The sequence below is a fragment of the Vreelandella gomseomensis genome (assembly GCF_031451645.1).
In the GTDB taxonomy this organism is placed as follows: Bacteria; Pseudomonadota; Gammaproteobacteria; order Pseudomonadales; family Halomonadaceae; genus Vreelandella; species Vreelandella gomseomensis.
Genome location: NZ_JARWAI010000004.1, coordinates 203,175 through 224,547, shown reverse-complemented (window position 1 = coordinate 224,547; position 21,373 = coordinate 203,175). Strand labels below are relative to the sequence as shown.

25 protein-coding genes are annotated in these 21,373 nt (G+C 51.0%); 17 read left to right on the top strand and 8 right to left on the bottom strand.

Annotated features, from left to right (window positions below):
• The first annotated feature begins 167 nt into the window (after nucleotides 1-167).
• Genes QC815_RS06930 through cobJ form a run of 3 tightly spaced genes read left to right on the top strand, consistent with a single transcriptional unit; the run spans nucleotide 168 to nucleotide 2,310 of the window.
• On the top strand, nucleotides 168-797 hold the full coding sequence (locus QC815_RS06930) for a precorrin-8X methylmutase (protein WP_159176925.1): 630 nt from the start codon (nucleotides 168-170) through the stop codon (nucleotides 795-797).
• Nucleotides 794-1,519: a precorrin-2 C(20)-methyltransferase gene (gene cobI, locus QC815_RS06925; protein ID WP_309767710.1), complete on the top strand. Its 726-nt coding sequence runs from the start codon at nucleotides 794-796 to the stop codon at nucleotides 1,517-1,519. Before QC815_RS06930 ends, cobI begins: the two co-directional genes overlap by 4 nt.
• Complete coding sequence (gene cobJ / locus QC815_RS06920) at nucleotides 1,516-2,310, top strand: precorrin-3B C(17)-methyltransferase (RefSeq protein WP_309767708.1); 795 nt, start codon at nucleotides 1,516-1,518, stop codon at nucleotides 2,308-2,310. Before cobI ends, cobJ begins: the two co-directional genes overlap by 4 nt.
• Here cobJ and QC815_RS06915 read toward each other — a convergent pair.
• Nucleotides 2,253-2,999, bottom strand: a complete 747-nt coding sequence (locus QC815_RS06915; RefSeq protein WP_309767707.1) for a cobalt-precorrin-6A reductase — start codon at nucleotides 2,997-2,999, stop codon at nucleotides 2,253-2,255. The two genes, cobJ and QC815_RS06915, sit on opposite strands and share 58 nt — an antisense overlap.
• Between QC815_RS06915 and cbiE the strand changes: the two genes are divergently transcribed.
• The 11 genes from cbiE (at nucleotide 2,992) to rho (ending at nucleotide 12,550) form a co-directional block, all read left to right on the top strand.
• Nucleotides 2,992-4,245 (top strand): precorrin-6y C5,15-methyltransferase (decarboxylating) subunit CbiE, encoded by a 1,254-nt coding sequence (gene cbiE / locus QC815_RS06910; protein ID WP_309767705.1) that lies wholly within the window; start codon nucleotides 2,992-2,994, stop codon nucleotides 4,243-4,245. The two genes, QC815_RS06915 and cbiE, sit on opposite strands and share 8 nt — an antisense overlap.
• The gene (locus tag QC815_RS06905) at nucleotides 4,242-4,622 is read left to right on the top strand and encodes a cobalamin biosynthesis protein (RefSeq protein ID WP_309767703.1); all 381 of its coding nucleotides are present in this window, start codon (nucleotides 4,242-4,244) and stop codon (nucleotides 4,620-4,622) included. Before cbiE ends, QC815_RS06905 begins: the two co-directional genes overlap by 4 nt.
• Nucleotides 4,619-5,422, top strand: a complete 804-nt coding sequence (gene cobM, locus QC815_RS06900; protein WP_309767701.1) for a precorrin-4 C(11)-methyltransferase — start codon at nucleotides 4,619-4,621, stop codon at nucleotides 5,420-5,422. The genes QC815_RS06905 and cobM overlap by 4 nt, the downstream gene beginning before the upstream one ends.
• Entirely contained in the window at nucleotides 5,419-6,183 is a 765-nt protein-coding gene (gene cobF, locus QC815_RS06895) for a precorrin-6A synthase (deacetylating) (protein ID WP_309767699.1), read from the top strand. The genes cobM and cobF overlap by 4 nt, the downstream gene beginning before the upstream one ends.
• A gap of 74 nt (nucleotides 6,184-6,257) precedes the next feature.
• Nucleotides 6,258-6,698 (top strand): YtoQ family protein, encoded by a 441-nt coding sequence (locus QC815_RS06890; protein ID WP_309767698.1) that lies wholly within the window; start codon nucleotides 6,258-6,260, stop codon nucleotides 6,696-6,698.
• Nucleotides 6,699-7,138: 440 nt separating this feature from the next.
• Nucleotides 7,139-7,396 (top strand): hypothetical protein, encoded by a 258-nt coding sequence (locus tag QC815_RS06885; RefSeq protein WP_309767695.1) that lies wholly within the window; start codon nucleotides 7,139-7,141, stop codon nucleotides 7,394-7,396.
• A gap of 90 nt (nucleotides 7,397-7,486) precedes the next feature.
• A complete protein-coding gene (locus QC815_RS06880; RefSeq protein ID WP_309767693.1) occupies nucleotides 7,487-7,954 on the top strand; it encodes a hypothetical protein in 468 nt (155 codons plus the stop codon).
• On the top strand, nucleotides 7,951-8,337 hold the full coding sequence (locus tag QC815_RS06875; RefSeq protein WP_309767691.1) for a hypothetical protein: 387 nt from the start codon (nucleotides 7,951-7,953) through the stop codon (nucleotides 8,335-8,337). Before QC815_RS06880 ends, QC815_RS06875 begins: the two co-directional genes overlap by 4 nt.
• Before the next feature lie 100 nt (nucleotides 8,338-8,437).
• Complete coding sequence (locus QC815_RS06870; protein ID WP_309767689.1) at nucleotides 8,438-10,375, top strand: ATP-binding protein; 1,938 nt, start codon at nucleotides 8,438-8,440, stop codon at nucleotides 10,373-10,375.
• Nucleotides 10,376-10,468: 93 nt separating this feature from the next.
• On the top strand, nucleotides 10,469-11,227 hold the full coding sequence (locus QC815_RS06865; protein ID WP_309767688.1) for a hypothetical protein: 759 nt from the start codon (nucleotides 10,469-10,471) through the stop codon (nucleotides 11,225-11,227).
• Between the two features lie 366 nt (nucleotides 11,228-11,593).
• A complete protein-coding gene (gene rho / locus QC815_RS06860; RefSeq protein ID WP_309767686.1) occupies nucleotides 11,594-12,550 on the top strand; it encodes a transcription termination factor Rho in 957 nt (318 codons plus the stop codon).
• A gap of 57 nt (nucleotides 12,551-12,607) precedes the next feature.
• Here rho and QC815_RS06855 read toward each other — a convergent pair whose 3' ends face one another.
• Both QC815_RS06855 and soxR read right to left on the bottom strand, forming a co-directional pair.
• A complete protein-coding gene (locus tag QC815_RS06855) occupies nucleotides 12,608-13,804 on the bottom strand; it encodes a DEAD/DEAH box helicase (protein ID WP_309767685.1) in 1,197 nt (398 codons plus the stop codon).
• A gap of 205 nt (nucleotides 13,805-14,009) precedes the next feature.
• The gene (gene soxR / locus QC815_RS06850) at nucleotides 14,010-14,474 is read right to left on the bottom strand and encodes a redox-sensitive transcriptional activator SoxR (RefSeq protein ID WP_309767682.1); all 465 of its coding nucleotides are present in this window, start codon (nucleotides 14,472-14,474) and stop codon (nucleotides 14,010-14,012) included.
• A gap of 103 nt (nucleotides 14,475-14,577) precedes the next feature.
• Here soxR and QC815_RS06845 point away from each other — a divergent pair, with 103 nt between their 5' ends.
• Entirely contained in the window at nucleotides 14,578-15,003 is a 426-nt protein-coding gene (locus QC815_RS06845; RefSeq protein WP_309767680.1) for a VOC family protein, read from the top strand.
• Nucleotides 15,004-15,211: 208 nt separating this feature from the next.
• On the opposite strand, the gene QC815_RS06840 is transcribed toward QC815_RS06845, so the two are convergent.
• From QC815_RS06840 to QC815_RS06825, 4 genes are all read right to left on the bottom strand, one after another.
• A complete protein-coding gene (locus QC815_RS06840) occupies nucleotides 15,212-16,237 on the bottom strand; it encodes a DNA cytosine methyltransferase (protein ID WP_309767678.1) in 1,026 nt (341 codons plus the stop codon).
• Nucleotides 16,234-18,069: an ATP-dependent nuclease gene (locus tag QC815_RS06835; protein WP_309767676.1), complete on the bottom strand. Its 1,836-nt coding sequence runs from the start codon at nucleotides 18,067-18,069 to the stop codon at nucleotides 16,234-16,236. Before QC815_RS06835 ends, QC815_RS06840 begins: the two co-directional genes overlap by 4 nt.
• A gap of 130 nt (nucleotides 18,070-18,199) precedes the next feature.
• Entirely contained in the window at nucleotides 18,200-18,886 is a 687-nt protein-coding gene (locus tag QC815_RS06830) for a LexA family protein (RefSeq protein WP_309767674.1), read from the bottom strand.
• A gap of 257 nt (nucleotides 18,887-19,143) precedes the next feature.
• On the bottom strand, nucleotides 19,144-19,380 hold the full coding sequence (locus QC815_RS06825) for an addiction module protein (protein WP_309767672.1): 237 nt from the start codon (nucleotides 19,378-19,380) through the stop codon (nucleotides 19,144-19,146).
• A gap of 99 nt (nucleotides 19,381-19,479) precedes the next feature.
• Here QC815_RS06825 and QC815_RS06820 point away from each other — a divergent pair, with 99 nt between their 5' ends.
• Nucleotides 19,480-19,875, top strand: coding sequence for a GFA family protein (locus QC815_RS06820; protein WP_309767670.1), 396 nt, complete (start codon nucleotides 19,480-19,482; stop codon nucleotides 19,873-19,875).
• A gap of 121 nt (nucleotides 19,876-19,996) precedes the next feature.
• Here QC815_RS06820 and QC815_RS06815 read toward each other — a convergent pair whose 3' ends face one another.
• Nucleotides 19,997-20,221: a hypothetical protein gene (locus tag QC815_RS06815; protein WP_309767668.1), complete on the bottom strand. Its 225-nt coding sequence runs from the start codon at nucleotides 20,219-20,221 to the stop codon at nucleotides 19,997-19,999.
• A 119-nt stretch (nucleotides 20,222-20,340) separates the two neighbouring features.
• Between QC815_RS06815 and QC815_RS06810 the strand changes: the two genes are divergently transcribed.
• Nucleotides 20,341-21,300: a LysR family transcriptional regulator gene (locus tag QC815_RS06810; RefSeq protein ID WP_309767666.1), complete on the top strand. Its 960-nt coding sequence runs from the start codon at nucleotides 20,341-20,343 to the stop codon at nucleotides 21,298-21,300.
• The last annotated feature ends 73 nt before the right edge of the window (nucleotides 21,301-21,373 follow it).

The following is a 21,373-nucleotide window of genomic DNA, read 5'->3' as shown; positions in this document are numbered from 1 at the left end:
TTACATGCTGGATAGCTGAGTGCCAGGGCAGGTTGTAGCGAGGGTCTTTCGACAGGACGTCGAAAGTAGCGCCCAGGGACGGGTTCACAGCGCCCTCGCGGAAACCTGTCCTGGCACGGAGGCCTTGCAGACCAGCAACTGCGAATTAGTTTATTTGGAGAGTTTGGGTGCCCTATAAGTACGAAACCAGTGGCCCGGCGATTTACCGGGAGTCGTTTGCGATTATTCGCAGTGAAGCCGAGCTTGGCCGCTTTTCAGTGGAAGAAGAGACCGTGGCGGTGCGCATGATTCACGCCGCCGGGCTGGTGGAATTGGCCGCGCATATTCATTTTCAAAACGACGTGGTCAATAAGGCCCGTGCCGCGTTAGAGCAGGGCGCACCGATTCTCTGCGATGCCCGCATGGTCTCAGAAGGCATCACCCGCAAGCGGCTGCCCGCTGACAACGAGATTATCTGCACCCTCAACGATGAGCGCACGCCCGGCCTTGCCCAGGAAATGGCCAACACCCGCTCGGCGGCGGCGCTGGAACTCTGGCGGCCGCACCTGGAAGGCGCCGTGGTCGCTATTGGTAACGCGCCCACCGCGCTGTTTCACCTGCTCAATATGCTCGAAGACCCGGCGTGCCCGCGCCCGGCGGCGATTATTGGCTGCCCGGTAGGCTTTGTCGGCGCGGCGGAATCCAAAGAGGCGCTGTTGGCTAACCCGGCACTGCCCAGTTGCATCGTCCGCGGTCGTCTGGGCGGCAGCGCCGTGACGGTGGCGGCCATCAACGCCATGGCGGATCGCATCGAATGACCCAGGGAACGGTAGTCGGCGTTGGCCTGGGGCCCGGCAGCCAGGATTTGATGAGCGTGCGCGCCGACCGCCTGATACGCGGCGCGACCCATGTGGCGTATTTCCGTAAGAAGGGCCGCTGCGGCCATGCGCGCACCATCGTGGAGGGCATGATCCCCCCCGGCGCGATCGAACTGCCCATGGAATACCCGGTCACCACGGAAATTCCCTTCGACGACCCGCGCTACAATGAGCTGCTGGCGGCTTTCTATGAACGCAGCGTGTCCCAACTCATCGAGATGGCGGAGGCCGGGTGTGATGTGGTGGTGCTGTGTGAAGGCGACCCGTTTTTCTACGGCTCCTTTATGCACCTCTACACGCGACTGCTAAATCGCGTGCCCGTCTCGGTGGTGCCGGGGATCACCGGCATGTCGGCGGCGTGGACGGCTACTGACCAGCCCATTACCTGGGGCGATGACATCCTGACCGTGCTGATGGCCACGCTACCCGAAGACGCGTTGGCCGAACGCATCGCCCAGACCGATGCGTTGGTAGTGATGAAGATTGGCCGCAACCTGGCCAAGCTTCGTCGGGCCCTGGTTCACGCGGGCCGCGAAGGCGAAGCCTGGCTGATTGAGTACGCCGCCATGTCGCAACAAAGAGTGCTACCATTAAGTGAGGTTGGCGAGAGCGTGCCCTACTTCTCGATTGTGCTGATTCACGGCCACGGGAGACGCCCATGAGCGGCTGGCTGAAAATCGTCGGCTTGGGGCCGGGCAGTGACCAGTTGGTGACGCCCGAGGTGTCGGCGGTGCTCGCCGAGGCCACCGATGTGGTGGGCTATGTGCCCTACGTTGAACGGGTCGCGCCCAGGGCTGGGCTTGTACGCCACGGCTCGGACAACCGGGAAGAAATCCAGCGGGCCGAGCAGGCGCTGGCAATGGCCGCCAACGGCCGTCGTGTGGCGGTAGTGTCTTCCGGCGATCCGGGGGTGTTTGCCATGGCCTCGGCGGTGTTTGAAGCCTTGGAAGCAGGCGATGCCCGTTGGCGCTCGCTGGACGTTCAGGTGCTGCCGGGAATTTCCGCCATGCTGGCCGCCAGTGCCAGCGTCGGCGCGCCGCTGGGGCACGACTTCTGCTGCATTAATCTATCCGACAACCTCAAGCCCTGGGCGCTGATTGAAAAGCGCCTGCGCCTGGCCGCCGAGGCCGACTTCGCCATGGCGTTTTACAACCCGCGCTCCAGGGCGAGGCCGGAGGGCTTTGCGCGTACGCTTGAGGTGCTGCGGGAAGCCTGCGGGCCGGATAGGTTGATCATTTTCGCCCGCGCTGTCTCGACTCTGGATGAGTTGATTCGCGTGACCACCCTGGGCGAAGCAACGCCGGAGATGGCGGACATGCGCACCCTGGTCATCGTGGGCTCCAGCCAGACGCGGCGCATTGAAAGACAAAACTCTGAACAGAGCGAACCCTGGGTTTATACCCCTCGCTCGGTGGGCGCAAAAAGCCAGGCCAGCACGTCATCCGCGGTGTGACACTCCCGGCGTGAGGGCAGCCTAGGCCGCTCGATCATCACCACCGGCAGGCCAAGCGTGCGGGCGGCGGTGAGTTTCGACACCGCGCCGTCGCCGCCGGCGTTTTTGCATACCAGCCGCTCAACGGCGTGGTCTTTGAGCAAGGCCAAATCGCCCGCCGTGGTAAACGGGCCGCGCGCGACGGTGATAGTCTGGTGGGGCAGTGGTATCGGCTGCTCGGGGTGATCGACCAGCCGCAGTACATAGTGATGCTGCGGCATCGCGGCAAAGGCTTCCAGGTGCTGACGCCCGATGGCCAGCATGATGCGCTGGGGCGGGCCGTCCAACTGGTTCACTGCCTCGTCGATGCTGGCAGCGCTCGTCCAGTGATCGCCGGGTTGGGGTTGCCAGGCCGGGCGGGTGAACGCCATCAGGGGGACGTTACACTGTTCGGCTGCGGCCAAAGCGTGGCGGCTCATCTGCTCGGCGAAGGGGTGGGTCGCGTCAACCAGGTGGGTGATGCCCGCTTGCTGAAGGTACGCGACCAGGCCAGCTACGCCGCCAAAACCGCCAACACGTGTCGGCAAGGGTTGCGGCTTGGGGGTGCTGACCCGACCCGCATAACTATAGACGGCCGGGATCGAACGCTCGGCCAGCAGGCTGGCCAGGACGCTGGCCTCTGAGGTTCCGCCAAGAATCAGGATGTTCATAGTGGTTAACGGTAATGAGGTTCCCTGGCTGACGATAATAGGCTGGGGGGAGAGTGGCACACAGGGTCTCACGGCGGCAAGCCGTGAGGCGCTCGAGCGTGCCGAGGTGGTGTTTGGCGCCCGCCGACACCTGCGCCTGCTTGCACCCCTGAGCACTGATCAAAGCGCCGACCTGAGAACCGACTTGAAAACCAAGCTGCGTGAATGGCCGGTGCCGTTTGCCGACGGCATTCCCCAACTGCTCGCCGAGCGCGGCCGCCGCGTGGTGATGCTGGTCTCCGGCGATCCCTTCTGGTTTGGCGCGGGCACCTCCATCGTTAGCCACCTTGTGCCCCAGGAATGGCAGGCGCTGCCGTCCCCCTCCACGTTCAGCCTAGCGGCTTCCCGCCTGGGCTGGCCGCTTCAGGACTGCACCTGCCTGGGCCTGCACGCCAAGCCGTTAACTCGCGTTCGGCCCTACTTGCAGCCTGGCAGGCGCTTGCTGGTGCTGGTCAGAGACGGCAACGCAGTAGCGGAGCTTGCCCGGTGGGTTTGCCAGTTCGGCTTTGCGGATTCAAAACTGACGGTGCTGGAAGCCCTGGGCGGCGAGCACGAGCGGGTGCGTGCCTTTCCGGCAGCGGCGACACTTCCCGATGATATCGCGCATCCGGTGGCGGTGGCGCTTGAGGTCGCAGGCGAAGGGCCCGCACTGCCGCTGACGCACGGGCTTGCCGATGATTTTTTTGAGCACGATGGCCAGATCACCAAACAATCCATTCGCGCCATGACTCTCGCAGCACTTGCCCCCAAGCCCGGCGATCGGCTGTGGGATATCGGCACAGGCTCGGGCTCCATTGCCATCGAGTGGCTGCTGGCGCACCCCGACAATCAGGCGGTAGGCGTTGAGCAAAACCCAAGTCGCGCCGCTCGGGCGGCCCATAACGCCCGGCAACTGGGCGTCGACTGGCTTGAGGTAAAAGAGGGCAGTGCTATCGAGAGTTTAAAAGATGCACCGCCACCGGACGCCGTGTTTATCGGCGGCGGGCTATCCCAGGCGCTGTTGGAATCGTTATGGCAAATTCTGCCGAGCGGCGTGCGTATCGTCGCCAATGCAGTGACGCTGGAGTCAGAAGCGCTGCTGGCCCACTGGCACCAGCAGGCAGGCGGCGAGCTGCTGCGCCTGGAGCTTGCCAGCGCCGCGCCCTTGGGCACCCGCCGGGGCTGGAAAGCCAGCTACCCCATCGTGCAGTGGCGGGGCGTTCGATGAACGGGCGGGAGCTAAAAGTCGTGGGCTTTGGTTTTCGTCGCGGTGCGTCGCTCGCTTCGCTGGCGGCGTTACTCGATACGCTGACCCAGCGCTTTGGCGCCATCGACGCCTTGGCTGCGACGCAATCCATGCGCCCGCTGGTGCAAAGCCTGGGCCAGGCGCGCTGCCTCAATGTCATCCTGGTCGCCGATGCGCACCTGCCAAGCGTTACCACTCTCACGCAATCCGCGCAAAGCCTGCAGGCGCGGGGCACGGGCAGCGTGGCCGAAGCGGTGGCGTTATTGGCCGCCGGGCCTGGGGCGCAGCTGCTCGGCCCACGGCACATTTCCGCTGACCGGCAGGCAACGGCGGCCATCGCCATAGGAACATCATTATGACCGTACACTTCATCGGTGCCGGGCCAGGCGCCCCGAACCTGATCACGCTGCGCGGCCGCGACCTGATTGCCGCGAGCCCGGTGTGTCTTTACGCAGGCTCGCTGGTGCCGGAAGAACTGCTGGCGCATTGCCCGGCAGGGGCGCGTATCGTCAACACCGCGCCACTGTCGCTGGACGAGATCATTGAGGAAATCCAGGCCGCCCACGCGGCTGATCAGGATGTCGTGCGGCTGCACTCGGGGGATCTTTCGGTATGGTCGGCGGTAGGCGAGCAGACCCGCCGCCTGCGCGCGCTGGAAATTCCCTACACCATTACCCCCGGCGTGCCCGCCTTTGCCGCCGCTGCGGCCAGTTTGGGCCAGGAGCTGACCCTGCCGGGCGTGGCGCAATCGGTAGTGCTAACGCGTACTTCCGGGCGTGCCAGCGCCATGCCGGACAACGAAACCCTGGCCAACTTTGCCCAAACCGGCGCAACGCTGGCCATCCACCTGTCGGTTCATAACCTCGCAAGCGTGGTGGCCTCGCTGGTTCCGTACTACGGCAGTGACTGCCCCGTGGCCATTGTGTGGCGAGCCAGCTGGCCCGATGAAAAAATCATCAGAGGGCGCCTAGCTACCATTGAGGCGCTAGCCGCCAACACGCTGCAGCGCACGGCCTTGATTCTGGTCGGGCCAGTGCTCGAGAGCCAGGACTTCCAGGAAAGCGCGCTGTACGCTGTGGGCTACGACCGCCGTTTTCGGCCACAGTCCGCGGACTCGCCGTTTGCCAACCTGCCAGACGAGGAGGGCCGCGACGGATGACGACGCTTTCACTGATTGGCATCGGCACGGGCAATCCTGACCACGTCACGCTCGCTGCCGTGCGCGCCCTCAATGACGCGGACCTGATCCTGCTGCCGCGCAAAGGCGAGGCCAAAAGCGACCTGGTCGACCTGCGCCGCCTGCTGTGCCAAACCCTGCTGCGCGAGCCCGAGCAGGCTCAAATCGTCGAATTCGACCTGCCTAAGCGAGGCGAGCGCGGTGATTATCTGGGCGCCGTCGATGAATGGCACAACGCTATCGCTGAAGTGTGGGCATCGCTGATGGCGCACCACCTCCCCGAAGGCGGGCGGGTAGGCATGCTGATCTGGGGCGACCCCTCGCTGTACGATAGCAGCCTGCGCATCGCCGAACGCCTGGGCGCCGCCGGGGGACAAGTAGAGGTCGAGGTGGTGCCGGGCATCACCAGCCTGCAGGTACTCACCGCCGAACACCGCATACCGCTGAACGCCCTGGCCGAGCCCATCCAGATCACCACCGGCCGCCGCCTGCGCGAACGCGGCTGGCCAAGCGACGCCGCCACCGTCGCCGTGATGCTCGACAGCGGCGGGGCGTTCACCTCGTTGCCCGCCGACGATACCTACATCTGGTGGGGCGCCTACCTGGGCATGGAAAAACAGTGCCTGATCAAAGGCTGGCTAAGCGAGGTCAGCGACGAGATCATCCACCGCCGCGCCAGCCTGCGCGAACAGCACGGCTGGATTATGGATATCTACTTGCTGGCCAAGCAGCCGCTGATTTGACGCCAGTATCAATATGGAATGTTTTTCCATAAAATAACTGCATCGACTAAATGACTGCGTTATCAGGAGCGACCATGAGCTTTTACGTTTATCTATCCGGCGAGATCCACACCGACTGGCGTGACGAAATCCAGCGCGGCGCCGACGCGGCAGGCCTGGATATCGTCTTCACCGCCCCGGTGACCGACCATGACGCCTCGGACGCCGCCGGAGACCACCTCGGCAAACCCGAAAATAGCTTCTGGCGCGACCACCAGTCCTCCAAGGTCAACGCCATCCGCACCCGCACCATGATCGAACAGGCCGACCTGGTCGTCGTACGCTTCGGCGACAAATACAAGCAATGGAACGCCGCCTTCGACGCAGGCTACTGCGCAGCACTCGCCAAGCCCTACATCACCCTGCACAGCGAAGACATCGTCCACCCGCTAAAAGAAGTAGATGCTGGCGCGAACGCCTGGTGCACCACGACGGATCAGGTGGTCGAGACACTGCGCTACGTCCTAAAAGCCTAAGCCGAAGTGCCTCCCACAAGCCTTGCCACTGCACATTAGTGTTGTTGAACCGCTGTTGTGGGAGGGAGCTTTAGCTCGCGAAGACTCAGCTACATAATCAATCTAGCCACCCAGTAGCGCGGCGTAACGCTTGGTGAGGAACGAGCCAAAAAGGCACCCGCAGCGGCGGCCCGGCGCGAAGGCAGTGCCAGCTGCCCAAAACATGCTCCAGCTCAATTTTTCTGCAAAGTCACGTGACCTATGCCGATTTTATGAATAGAGTATGATTAGATCAGCAAAAAGAGGGCGTGCGTGAATTTTGGATATACCGCCAAAAAGTTATTAATTTTATTGTATATCAGCTGGTTAGAGTTGTTTCGCGCGCATGATAAGAATGTTGAATAGAGCTGCGCGTTTATTCAATCTCAAAACGCCTAGTCTAATCACTGTTAGGAAAAAATATGAATATCTTTGAAGATGATGAAATTGTTGCAACCGGCTATGACGGAAAGGAAATCCGTGTAGCCTATAAAGATGTAAAGAATTTACAAGAATGTATAGGCGTACATACTATTGACAAAGGTGCGACGTCAATGGCAGGTCCAAGAAAGGAATTTATAAAAATAGAAACTATTGATGGAAATATTCTTGAGATTCCACGAGCACTAGAGAATGACACAGAAATCCTTAACTTTTTATTCAGAGGGAAGCGCTCCTAACATTTTGCTCAAGCTCAAGCCGACCCGTTCTTGGGGGGCGGCCTAGCTTGTTCGTATGGGCGAGATGAGCATGCCTCAATGGAGGTAAATTTGAGTTCAGATAGTATTATTACCCTTGTTGGTACAGTTGTTACTATCATTGCTACTGGAATAGCTATCTGGCAAGCACTCGAGGCAAAAAGCTATTCTCAACAGATAAAATTTGATATTAGAAAAATCAATTTATCTGGTTGCAGTGAGAAACTGAAACGTGCTCAGGACGATATTAGGAGTCTTCCAACCAATTGTTTAAATGTGCCGCGCGGATTAAAAGTTAAAGACCTAATACTGAATATAAAATCTCAATTTGATTTTTCACTTAGTGTTATTGACAGTAATGGACCTGATAGTGATATAAGGCGGGTTCTTTCAAATGCACAGATTAAGCTCAATAATTATGAACAAGGTTGGAGTAATAGAAACCCCAATCCAGAAGATGTTTATGAATTGCAAAGTTTGATTCAGGATGCTATTTCCCAATCAAATTCTAGAATTTATCAATTAGAGGGCAAGGCATGAATAACCAGGAGTTGGCAGAGCAAATAAAGAAGCTGCAATATCAAGTGCAGACCCTTGCTCATTGCATTGACTACGAGCGTTACCCTGTTGAGTCTCTAGTTTTATCAATGAATTGGGATGATTCACAGCTAAATAGAGCACATGATATCTTTCAAAAATATGATGAAAAATTAGAAAAAAATGAAGAAATAAATTGGTTTGAATTTGAACATGAGCTTAGAGATGAATTCGGAATTGGTTATCAAACAGTTAAATCTATAATTTTAGCATTTTACAGTAACCATCAATGGGTTGATGTGTGTCATGGTTATGCTATGAGCTTTGAGCCAACAACACCTATTGAGTTCCACAGTATCACAAGAAGGAAAGGCCCTAACGAGTAAATGCAGGTGGCGCCTTCGACGCACCTGCATTTTAGTGTTAACTTCCTAAAGAAGCTAGTTCAGTGTAGCAAACAACTTGAGTCTGTATAAAGGGACGATTATGGAATACTCGGTCACATATGAAGATGGATTCCTAACCAGGGAGATTGGTTCCATTGCCACAAAGGCCGATGTGGCAATCACAGAATTAATTGCAAATGGTCATGATGCAGGTGCGTCTGAGGTAAGGATCATTTTTCCCGAGGAGAAAGGAAGCCTCATAACAGTCGAAGACAATGGAGTTGGCCTGACCGAATCGCAATTCGAAAAAAGGTGGTTGAAGCTACGCTATGACAGAAAAAAGCATCAAGGTTCGTTGGTAGAAATACCTGAAGATAATAACCTACGAAAGACAAGACTCGCCTTCGGAAGAAACGGCGTCGGGCGGCATGCAGGTCTCTGTTTTGATGATGGGTACACCGTTGAGACTTGGCGTAATAAAGAGTGCAATATTTACGAGCTGAAGCTGTCATCCGGCAGGCAACCTATTGAAGTTAAAGAGCACCACAAGAAAGATAAGACAGGTCATGGGACAAAGATAAAGGTAATTGCTAATAAAAACTTAATTCCGGTTGAAGAACTAACTGAAACTATATCAGCAAGATTTTTGTTTAACCCAGAATTCAAGGTATATGTAAACGGGAAGCTTATAACGTTATCTGAGCACCCCGGTATCGTCAAAAGAACAGAGATCAATCCTGTCGGAAGCATAAATATTAAATTGACTCTGGTTGATTCATCAACAGCCTCCCGAACGGCTAGACAGCATGGGGTAGCTTTTTGGTTGGGAGGCCGTTTGTTGGGCGACCCTTCTTGGTCGATAAATGGACAGCAAGTATTTGACGGGCGTAGATCTTTTGCTAAAAGATACACAGTGATCGCGGAGTCTGAGGATCTTTTTGACTTCATAGAGGCCGACTGGTCTGGCTTTAAATCTGATTTTTCCGCCCTAAATATAATTGCAGAAGAAATTTCTGATTTTGTTAAATCATGCTACTTAGAGCTTTCAAAAAACGAGATAGAAACAACTAAACGTCAGGTTTTTGATTCGCATAAAAGTGAATTAAAAGAGCTGCCAAGACTGGCTCGTAGAGAGTTAGTTAATTTTGTTGATCAGATGTTGGCTGGAAGTCCTGATATAAAGGTTGAGCTTCTTGAACTTGCATTTAAAGCGGCTCTTAATCTTGAAAAATCTAGAGCTGGAATATCGCTACTATATAAGCTGACGAATATATCACCAAACGATTCTGAATCGCTGAACTCATTCTTAGAAGAATGGAATGTATCTGATGCAATGTCCATTCTCGCTGAAATAGATTCTAGAATTAAAGTAATCGAGGCGATAGATAGGCTGAGTGGTGACCACAGCGTAGACGAGCTGCATACGTTACACCCCCTTATCGAAAAGGCTCGATGGGTATTCGGCCCTGAATTCGATACGCCAGAGTATTCAAGCAATAGAGGGCTAATAAAAACGATGAGCTCTATTTTTGGAAGAAAATATAAGAAAGAGGATTTTATCAATTCTGCGAAGAGACCAGATATTGTGGTTGGTGAGAACTCCTCTATTAGCTCATTAGGTCTAGAAGAATTTTCAGGTGAAATAAGAAAAACAAAAAGAGTTTTATTAATTGAGCTAAAGAAAGGTGGTTATGAGATTGGACGTGGAGAAATGGATCAGGCTAAATATTATGTTGAGGATATTTGGCATGCCGGTGTCGGCTCCTCTCAACCATATATAAAAGCATTTGTAGTCGGTGACAGTATTGATCACCTTACAGGAAAATACCAAACAGTAGGGAAGTCAAAGGACGAGCAGTTTGGCGAAGTTCATGCGATAACATATTCGGAATTGGTACGAAGCGCTGAAGCTCGATTGTTTTCGCTAAAAGAAAAAATCGAAGGTCGGTATGATGGCTTGGAGGATGGTCCACTTCTAAATGAGCTTTTGGGGAATCCTGAGCAGAAAGATTTAGATTTTGCAGCGGGACAAAAGTGAGGCAAAAGTTGACAAGGGGCTTAAGCCGACCAGTTTTCTGATGCCGCTCCAAACTGGCGACTGAGCCAGCCGTTATGTGAGTAGAGATAGTAAATGATGAATAAATTGCTCGCTGTTCTTCTTCCCCCTCACCATGAATACTCAGGCAATCTACTATGGAACGCAGCTAATGTTATTGGCAGGGAGTCGGAAATAGGAGAGTCCATCGATCAACTCAGGAGGTTGGGCTATTGGGTTAGTGCATTTCCAGAAGGCGATGGAGTTACATTTACGGAAGGTAGTGGAAAAAAGAGCACTGATGAGCTGACTCAGGATGTTAGTTCAAGCTTTGTATGGCTAGATATTTCGGTCGATCTTTCGAAAATGCATCAAGAAGCTCCTAAACGATCCCCTATAGCAACATTAGGATATGAAGATCCGATAAAGATTGGAAAAGCCGAAGCAGCACTTATTCAGCTAGAAGACGCAATTGATTTATTTCTTAATGGGAAGAGACTTTCATCTATCACATTGGCCGCAGCGGCAGGTGGAATTTTCTCCGGTGTACTAAAACAAAAAGGCGAAAAGTCTGCTGCGGAAGAAACCTGGGATAGTATTGAACAGGCTCGAGAAAATACAGGTTTAAACATTGCAGGTGATCGTACTAGAAATAGTGCTTTCAACGAATGGAATTGGCATCAAAATAGATTGAAGCACTATGATAAGCGTGATGACGAGTGGCTCGAAATAAACGTTTTTGATCATGCGTACTATGCTATAAAAAGGGCACTAGCAGACTCAGAAAAACTTAGGTTAGTACCTAGTAATCTTTATCTATTTGAAAAATGGATGTTCGAGAATATATTCACATAACAAGGTGCTGCTGCCGGAAAAAATTCGCCGCGCTCCAAATTTGCCGCAGAGCGCGGCGTTGTGTGAATGCTCTGTCTGTATATATGGAGGTAAATATGAATGTAATAGATCCGGCAAAATAAAATGGAAATTTTAAATCCGCTTTAAGGTATCTCAACCTCTTGGTTTAGAACCGACGTCACCCCCGTGATGGTAATCAACTACCAAGATCAGCTCCAACCCAATACCTTTGCGCACAAGGTAGACCTATCCGTTTTCAATGCCCAGTACCGCAACGATGCGACCGGTCGGCTGGCTATGATGCAGCTATTTTTATAAATTCAGGATTCTATAAATCCAGGTTATTCAAGGTGATACATCGATATTATGACGAGAAAAACACTAGGCTTGAAAACAAAAAGGCAGGTAGACGCCCAGCCCGCCGATGAAGTGGAAGATCAGTTCCCTGATGACCCCGAAAAGCGGTTTTTAAATGGCGTCGCTATTCATCCTTCCCCACGCATTGTTTTAGCGCCTGGTTCTCAGCAGCGCACCGTGCGAGCGATGGATTTGATTACGCCCATTGGGATGGGGCAACGTGGGCTGATTGTTGCGCCGCCAGGCTCTGGCAAAACGACGATGTTAAAACATATCTGTCAGGCCGTGGCTGAGGCTCATCCTGACATAAAGCTGTATGCCTTGCTGATTGATGAGCGCCCTGAAGAAGTGACCGATTTTAAGCGCAGTGTGTCGGCAGAGGTACATGCCTCGTCGTCAGACGAAACCTACACACACCATGTGCGTATGGCCGATAAGCTGCTTGAGACGGCGCGTAAGCAGGCAGGCGAGGGGCATGATGTGATGATCGTGATCGATTCGCTGACCAGGCTCTCGCGCGTTCATAATGCCGAGCAGCGGGGCAACGGTCGCACCATGTCGGGTGGGCTGGATTCCCGCGCGATGGAAATACCGCGAAAACTGTTTGGCGCGGCGAGAAAGATCGAAAACGGCGGATCGCTGACCATTCTGGCCACCGTGCTGGTGGATACGGGAAGCCGTATGGATCAGATGATTTTCGAGGAGTTCAAGGGCACCGGCAATATGGAGCTGGTGTTATCCCGGGACGTGGCCAATCAACGGATTTTCCCGGCGATCGATATTGCCAAAAGCAGCACCCGTCGAGAAGAGCTTTTGATTGATGAAAGAGATATTGAAAAGGTAAGGGCATTGCGTAGAGCGTTGGCAACGCTTAAGCCAGTAGAAGGTGCGCAGAAGTTGCTTGCGTTATTGGAGAAGTATCCTACTAATGCCGAGCTGTTGGATGCGTTTTTACCCGCCTCGTGAAATGCTTATAATAAACAAGCCCACCTTTTTTTAAGAGGTGGGCTTGTTTGTTAAGTATTAGCGAGTACTTTTTTTACTATAGTTCAAGTTTGACGCGGGCACTGTTTTTTTAACCGGGAAGCCTGCAATTTCTTTGCGCTCAATCGTATTTTTCAATCGCCTTTCAATAGCACAAAGATTTTTAAAGTCACTGATGTCTACAAGCGAGATGGCTTCACCTGAGGCACCCGCACGGCCGGTTCGGCCAATACGGTGGATGTACTCTTCTGGCTGAAAAGGTAAATCGTAATTCACCACACGGCTCAGCTCACCAATATCCAAACCCCGAGCGGCTACCCCCGTGGCGACCAGGTACTTGAGTTCGCCCGTTTTGAACTGAGTTAACACCTGTTCGCGCATGGCCTGGCTTCTGCCGCCATGAATGGAATCCGCTTTGATGCCGCGTTTTTCCAGTTGGGCAACCAGCTTGGCCGCACTGTGTTTTTTCTCGACAAAAATAAGCGCCTGATCCCACGCTTGCTCGTTGATCAAGTGGCTCAATAAGGCGGACTTGGTGTCTTTGTCTACCGTGATTAGCCACTGTTTGATCGTTGCGGCGGCGCGGACGTTGGGCGTAATGGCGATGTCAGCCGCCAGGTTGGTCATCTTGCTGTCTGAAAAAGCGTGGGCGATGGCGCGAACGTCGTTGGTCATGGTGGCCGTGAACAACAGGTTTTGACGGTTTTCAGGCAGGCGCACGATGATTTTGTGGATATCATCGACAAAACCCATGTCGACCATTCTGTCCGCTTCGTCCAACACCATCACTTGGAGTTCATCAAAGTGCAGCGCTCGCTGATGCGCCAAATCGAGCAGTCTCCCCGGTGTAGCGACCAGAATATCCACGCCTTCGATTAAGCGCTCTTTTTGCGGCGCGGTATCCACGCCGCCATACGCGGCCATCGAGGTTAAGGGCGTATGCTTAGCGTATTGAGCCACACTGGCTTCGACTTGAACCGCCAGCTCGCGGGTCGGTACCAGGATCAGCGCACGAATGCGTTTGCCGCGTAACGTTTCCGCGTTACTGAACCGTTCCAGCAGAGGCAGCACAAAGGCAGCGGTTTTGCCTGTTCCTGTTTGTGCGGTGGCGATTAAGTCGTTACCCGACAGAATGGCAGGAATGGCTTGTTCCTGGATGGGCGTTGGCGTTTTGTAACCGAGCTCGGTAATCGCTTGAACGAGAGGACTGGATAATCCTAGTTTTGCAAATGGCATAAGGCGCTCTGACAGATGGTCGTGAGGGTGTCGAAAATTAAAAGTGGTGCAGTATAGCGCGAGAGCCGCCGTTCGTTTCTTGAATTATCCAATCAGCGTCGGAGTGTTGCTATCTCACCCCTTGATTGCGGCGTTAGAGGCTCATCTTTGGCTTTACGATTCTGACATTAATCAGCACAAGGCCGACTTATGCACGTTGAGCGGTCTATTGATCCAGCCGAGCCCGTTGCTCTGCCTGATCCAGAAGCACCGCACCGCTACCCGATTCGGCCAGTATGTCGTCTGGGTTATAGAGCGGGCAACGGGTCATGCTTAGGCAGCCACAGCCGATGCAGCCCGACAGGTTATCGCGCAGCTTCTGTAGGTAGGCAATCCGGCCATCCAGCATCTGCTGCCAGTTTTTTGAAAGCTGCTGCCAGTCTTCAACCGTCGGTGTACGGTTGTTGGGCAGTGATTCAAAGGCCTGCTTTATCTCTTCCAGGCTGACACCGATTTTCTGTGCGGCTTTGATCACCGAAATCCGCCTTAGCACTTCTGGTTTATAGCGGCGCTGATTGCCCGTATTGCGCCAGCTATGAATTAGCCCCTGCTGCTCGTAAAAGTGCAGGGTACTAACGTTAATCCCACAACGCTTGGCGACCTTGCCGACACTCCAGACAGCTTCTGCCATCACTCACCCCTGAATATTTTCTGCCATTTTTCCGCAAAAGCACTTTACCTCAAGTTAAGTTGAGGTTTTAACCTGCTATCTCACTTAACGCAAGGAGAATCTCATGTACTTGGAACACGTTAACCTGGTGGTTGCTGATATGGATGCCATGCTGAAATTTTACCGCGCCGTCTTCCCGCACTGGCGGATCCGCGATGAGGGCCATGGCGAGTGGTATGGCAAGCCACGCAAATGGATCCACTTTGGAGACGATGATCACTACCTGGCGCTAAGCGATCATGGGGAAGGGGAGAACCGTGATCTAAAAGGCCACAGCGTTGGGCTGGCCCATTTTGCCTATGTGACCGATAACCTCGACGCCGTTGTCACTCGATTAAACGAAGCGGGTTTTGCCATTGCCAAACCCGGCGCCCCAGAGCCGTTTCGCAAGAATGTCTATTTTGTCGATCCGGCCGGTTTTGAAGTAGAGTTTGTCGAGTATCTGAGTGACATTCCATCCGAGCGGAATTTAAACCGTGATGCTCAGTAGTGGGGCCTTGAGATAATTTGCAAATACCGTGAGGCGGATATTTTTCAAATGTTGCTACACCTGGTGAGTGTCTCTTCAGAAAGGTATTACAAGCATACTGTATCCCTTTAAGGTACATAAATGTACAAAAAAAAAGCCTCGACGGGCGGTAATTTTGATTACTATATTTTTCTTATGGATGAAGATTGCAGAAATAACATATTATAGTCTATGAGTTTTCGTAGTGGTTTAGTATTGATCTTGCTAGAGCTTGGGACATTAACGGGGGGACAGCATTGCCAATTTGTCTAGCTCTAGAAGCCATATTACCGACGAAGCGGAAGTCTCTGGGAAACGTTTGTAAGCATGCAGCTTCTCTAAGGCTTATGCCCCTATTTTGAACAGGGTGTCCAAACCTTCCATTTGAATAACTAATGCAGCGCGTAGTCAGCCCTGAGGCTGGCTTTTCCCAGGATAGTCTTCCATAAACATCTGTATGCCCTTTGTAAGACTTGTGGCACTTGAGTTGCAAGCTTTCAGGCCAAGTTTCTCTTCCTCGACCTTCAGGGGTAATTGATATTCGCTTTAAATTTAACTCACTCAGTTTTGCTGCATGATGGTCTGGATCATGTTTATCTTTCTCGCCAGCACTTAAAGGAGGTAAATCTGAAATCCAGTCTCTTACAACGGAAAAGCTTTGTCTGTTTTTTCCATGAGTAGGCTGAGGAAGGTTGTAGTCAGGGGTTTTGCTTGCAACTAATACTAGGCGTTTTCTAGTTTGTGGAACACCAAAATTAGCTGCAGGTATTAAGTCAAATGTTGAGTAGTAACCCTCACGCTTTAACATTAGTTGAAAGTTTTTAAATACTTGTCCATTTATTGCACTTTTTTGCATGCCGGGTACGTTTTCTATCAAAACATACTGAGGATGCCAATAAGTTATAAACCTGGCAAACTCTCCAAGGAGGCCAGCTCTAGGATCATCTTTAGAAAATTGTTTGTTTTGATTAGAAAATGGCTGGCATGGTGCGCACCCACAAAAGAGAATAGGCTCGTTTGTTTCTAAATAACTTGCAATATCAATAGGCTCTAATGCTCTAATGTCAGAGCATAAAGCTTCTGAACCTGTAATATTATCGTTATATGACCTACAAGCGTCTGGATCAATGTCAATACCTAGTACAGGTTGTATGCCAGAATTTAATAGCCCTAAACTTGTTCCACCACATCCGGAGAAAAAATCAATTGCTATCATTTTGTAACACTTCCATTAGAGCTTAACCTGGCAATGATCGAATCTATAATATTATCAATTTCCTGAATATAATCATTATCAAGCTCGATTTCGGCAATTAACCTTTTTTGGTCTGCAAAAATATCGTCTGATGATAGATGATCTTCAGGTAGTACTTTCAGTTTTCTTCTAGTATAGCATTCAAAATGTTTTTTTGCATTATCAGTATTTACATTCTCTGGGCATGTTTGAGGATCGTAAAGATGCCACAACAGTCCTTCTGGGCAAGAAGATCCTGGCAAATAAAAAACGTTATTTTTGGACCAGTCAATTAACTTTTTTCCATTCTTTATCATTGCTTCTTTTTTTTGATCCGTATTGCCACCATCAATAGGAATTTTAGCAGCATTGTTGTTGGCCAGAATTTTAATGTAGTCTTCTATTTTGGTCTCATCAGCAATGGGGATTTGATCGGAGCTAGGAATCTTAGATTTTGGACGCATATCACCATCAAGTATAAAAACTATGTCATTTCTGCTATCCGAAGCGCACACTGGTATATAGTAACTCCACAATGTCGCGACACCACCTGGATAGTATTTTGTTTCCACAATGTTTCTAATAGCTTCAGAATATCTTTTAAGTGAGTTTTTAACAAATTCTTCGGCTAGCTGGTCTTCAACTACGATTGTTAAGCATTGCTTAGAAAACTCTCCAAGCTGAAAAAATGCCTCTTCTGGCATCGATCGTTGCGATTTTAATATAGTCTTATTAGTTAGCTTATTTGTCGCCAATACTTTAATGGCATCATCAGGTAGATACCGTATAAAAGCTGGGGAATGTGTTGCAATAATAATTTGATGTTTATTGGCGAGAGCAATGTTGTAAAGATATTTAACCAATTTCTCTTGAGCCCCTGGATGTAAAGATACCTCAGGTTCGTCAAGGAGAATTAATGAGTTTTTTGGAGACTTATTTATTGTGTAAACTAAGTTGACAATGCTGAATTCTCCACTGCCTGCAAAAGCCTCGGTGTAATTTAAATGATCTGTTTGAAGTTGAGCAGTGTAGGCATCTGGCCCGTAGTAAGAATGACGGATCAAATGTATATTTGAATACTCTTTTCCTAGTATGCTAGAAATCAAGCTGACTGTATGAGAGTCAAGTTCTTCGTTACAGTCTTTAATTCTATTCTTATTGCTATAGTAAGTGTCATGTGTTAAATTATTTTGAATGGCGTTCTTTAGGTGTTTAGATCTCCTTCTTATAACTTTTTTCTTTGTTTTTATGTCTTTGGTGCTATAGGTATAATGATAAAAAAACTTATCGAAAGCTGGAAGTGAAGACCTGAAGTCAATGTGCTCAACGTTTTTTTTAAGCATATTCCAACGTGTAGCACTTCCGCCTGGAACATTGCTTTCTCCTTTTTTCTTTTTAGGAAATGGTGACATTCCATATTCTTTTACTGGTCTTGAAGATTCCCAGTAATCAGGGTCGCCACCACCTTTTCTGTATGGAGATCTTTGTAGCAATATTTCTACTTGCTTTTGAGCATCTTGATTATAATATCTATAGAAATAACAGTTCCTTTTTTCAGATTCAACAATAGGGTCTATTGCAGTAGAAAACCAAAAGTCTGAAATGTTTTTATTTTCTGGTGCACCATAAAGTGCGTGTAAAATTGAGCTTTTGCTTGACCCGTTCTCACCTACTATAGCTGTTATTGGAAAGGTGAAATCTATAGAAGTGCGTTCTTGAAAGTTTTTGAAGTGTGGAAATGTTATGTTTGTTATAAATGGCTCAAGTTTTCCGTTTTTTAGTTCTTTTCTAAGAGTTTCTATTTTTTTATCCATAACTAATCACCAAGATAGACCTTGTCCCTTAAAAATATAATCGTGGCTTGCGTGTTCTTATGCCGAACTTTGTATAATTTAAACAATCAGGCTCTGTAAGTTGAAAATACATAAAATGTGGCTTTATTTTTTATAGTTTTGTTTTAGCCTCAACAGCAACACCTATTATACTGCAATTTACGTTAATTGGAATAAGTGGGTAAGCTGGATTAAGCGCCTTTAGGTATCGCTGCCCACCGTCCAGGATCAGTTTCTTGAACGTCGTTTCATTGCTTTCGTCAAGCAGAGCAACCACAAGCTTGCCTGGAGCAGGGTTAATACCGGTATCCACCAGCACAAGCGTACCTTCTGGCACACTTGGAAGCATACCTAAAGGTGCGGTCATGGAGTCACCAGTCACTTCCAGCCAGAACGCTGAACCCTTGGCTTCATAATCGGTGGTTTCTTGGCGCTCTTCCATGCCCGCAGGGTAGGGTACGACGCATTCAGCAAACCATCCAGCCTGAGCTTCTGACACCACAGGGTAGCGGTAGTAGCGCAATGGTTGCGCTATTGGCATTGTATTAGCGTCGTAGCTATCACTTGTGTCGCGAATGCCATGGTCGTAGTCAAGCCAGCCTGATTGTTTGCCAAAGCACGCTTCAATATGGCGTGCCAGCTTACTTCCAATATTTTTTGTTGGATTGCTGCCCATTACGCGGCTCATCTGGGTAGGTTCGCGATCTACCTTAAGGGCAAACGTAGTTGTTCCACCCGCCTGTTTGGCTAGTAACCGTGCGTTTTCTAGGCGTATTTGGGTGATTTCTTTCATTTTCATATTGAATGCCATTTGTACTCTAAAGGTACAGTTCCTTTATGGTACATTTTTCGATCCGCTATGTACCAAATTGATACTTAAGGGGCAAAGAAATGGGTCAAAGCTCGCATAGCGAGTTCTGGAAATCTTTATCGATCAACCAGCGCAAGGGTATCGCCGATTCCGCCGACACTAAGCCAGAATATCTTCGGTAGGTGCTTGTGTATGGATCGTCGGCCTAGTACCGATATGGCCCAACATCCTTATTGTTCGCACTGTTACTGGTGCACTCTCGCTCGCATCTTGGAACGCAATTCTTCGCGGCTGAGCAGCTTGGCTTTTCCTTTTTTGACCTTGGACACACGGCGAACAATTTCATCGTTCCATGCTTGCTCGACAGAATCGTCACGGGGACCGTCGAGGCTCATTATGAGCTCACGGGCCAGCGCTGCCCGTTCCGACTCGGAGAGCGTCGAAATCTGGGAGCGTAGGTGGTCTAATGTTTCCGCCGTCATGGTGCCTCCACGAGTGCTTATTCAGCTATGCTATCCCGATTCAATGGCCCTAACAAGCCGGTCAACAGGATGTTAGCTACAGCTCAAAGGGAACATGCAATGCTCGAACAAGTCGGCGGTGTAGAAATCCAGCCCAAGCATAGGGCAACGTGCCACTGCGGCATGGTGGTACTTGAGCTTGATCTGCCTGACGGCCTTGTCGACCCTAAAAGGTGTAATTGCTCGATATGCAGGCGCAAAGGTGCGGTGATGGCCTATGTGCCCTTGAGTGGTCTTCGTGTTACCAGCGGCGCTGAGCAGCTAACGCTATATCAGTTCAATTCGGGGGTCGCAAAGCACTATTTCTGTTCAAACTGTGGCATCTACACGCACCACCAAACGCGCTCGAATCCCGATATATACGGATTCAATGTCGGGTGTTTGGAAGGTGTTAACCCGCATGACTTACCTGATCTTCCCGTCAGTGACGGTATCAACCATGAAGCTGACCAGTAGCAGAAGGGCCCCGTGTTAGGTCGAAAAGGATCATGAAACAGTGATCACCAATCGGGTGAGGAATGATTCCGAGCGTATGGAGGCACTACCCATATAGCGGCTACGCAGAAACGGTCACTTCTCAGCGCTGGCGAAACAGGTATCTTAGGATCGCCCGGATAAACTGTTGTTTAGCCTGACGCTGTTCCCGCCGCACCTTCTCAATATCGATGCCTCCCAGTCCATCTTGGTATCTAAGCGGGATGGCTGTCTTGTCGTCGTCACCTTGTCTTTCTTCGTCTTCTTTATTAAGACGAGTTAACGGATCTCCGCCGTTAAAGTACGGCTTCTGTTTTGAATCCATCATGACCCTGACCTCCATAACGTCGCCCTGGGTATCAGGGCCGTTTGGGTTATCTCGCTATGTCAGGGACATGCTAGTATTGTTCTATTATGCAAGCTATCCTATAAATATGAGCGCAGACTTTGCAAAAAAGAACAGTCAAAAAGAGCAGGCAGCCCTCTATCTCTACCCAGAAAACACGCAGTTACCTGGCGTGGAATGACTTTGAAGTTATTCTTGCCATTGCGAGTGAGGGCTCCCTTTCCGGAGCCTCGCGAGCGCTGGGTGTCAGTCATGCAACTGTTTTCCGGCGGCTGGGTGAAGTTGAGCAGCGTCTAGGTGTTACTCTCTTCGAGAGGAGTCGTACCGGTTATCGGCCTACGCTGGCAGGGGAAGAACTCGCCGATACGGCTAGGATCATGGATGAAGCAGCCCTGGCGGCGGAGCGTAAAGTCGCTGGTCGTGACCTGGAGCCCAGTGGCGAAATCTATACCACCACAACGGACTCCTTACTGATGGGGTTGTTGGCACCTTTGTTTACGCAGTTCCGTTATAAATATCCAGCCATCGTGCTGGACGTTGCTATCTCTAATCAGTTGTTCAATCTGACTCGCCGGGAAGCGGACGTCGCTATTCGTCCCTCCAATCTTCCGCCGGAGAACTTGATTGGTCGACGACTGACCACGATTGGCCAGGCTGTCTATGGTCATCGCAGCCTCGGCCTAACCCCAGGGGCCTCCATTGAGACCCTTGCCAGCCAACCTTGGATTGGTGCAGGGCCACGATTACAGGATTCAGCTCTAGACCAGTGGATGGAAAAAAATGAGCTGAAAGCGGCCTGTGTCTACCGTGTGGATACCTTGGTCAGCATACTCAGCGCGATACATGCGCGAATGGGGCTCGCCGTCCTGCCGTGCTATTTGGCGGATGAAGATCCGGATATTATTCAGCTCAGCGACCCTATCCCCGAACTGGAATACGGGCTGTGGTTTCTGATGCACCCAGACCTGAGAGGCGTTGTTAAAATTCACGCTTTGAAAGACTTTTTGACAGAGGCTGTCCAGGCACAGAAACAGCGCCTAGCTGGGCCTCTTTTGCGTTAGCCTGCATTATCGTCTTCCAGCCTCGGGGCGATACAGTTGTCGCTGGTCAACGGCGTATAAAGTGTCATCAAGG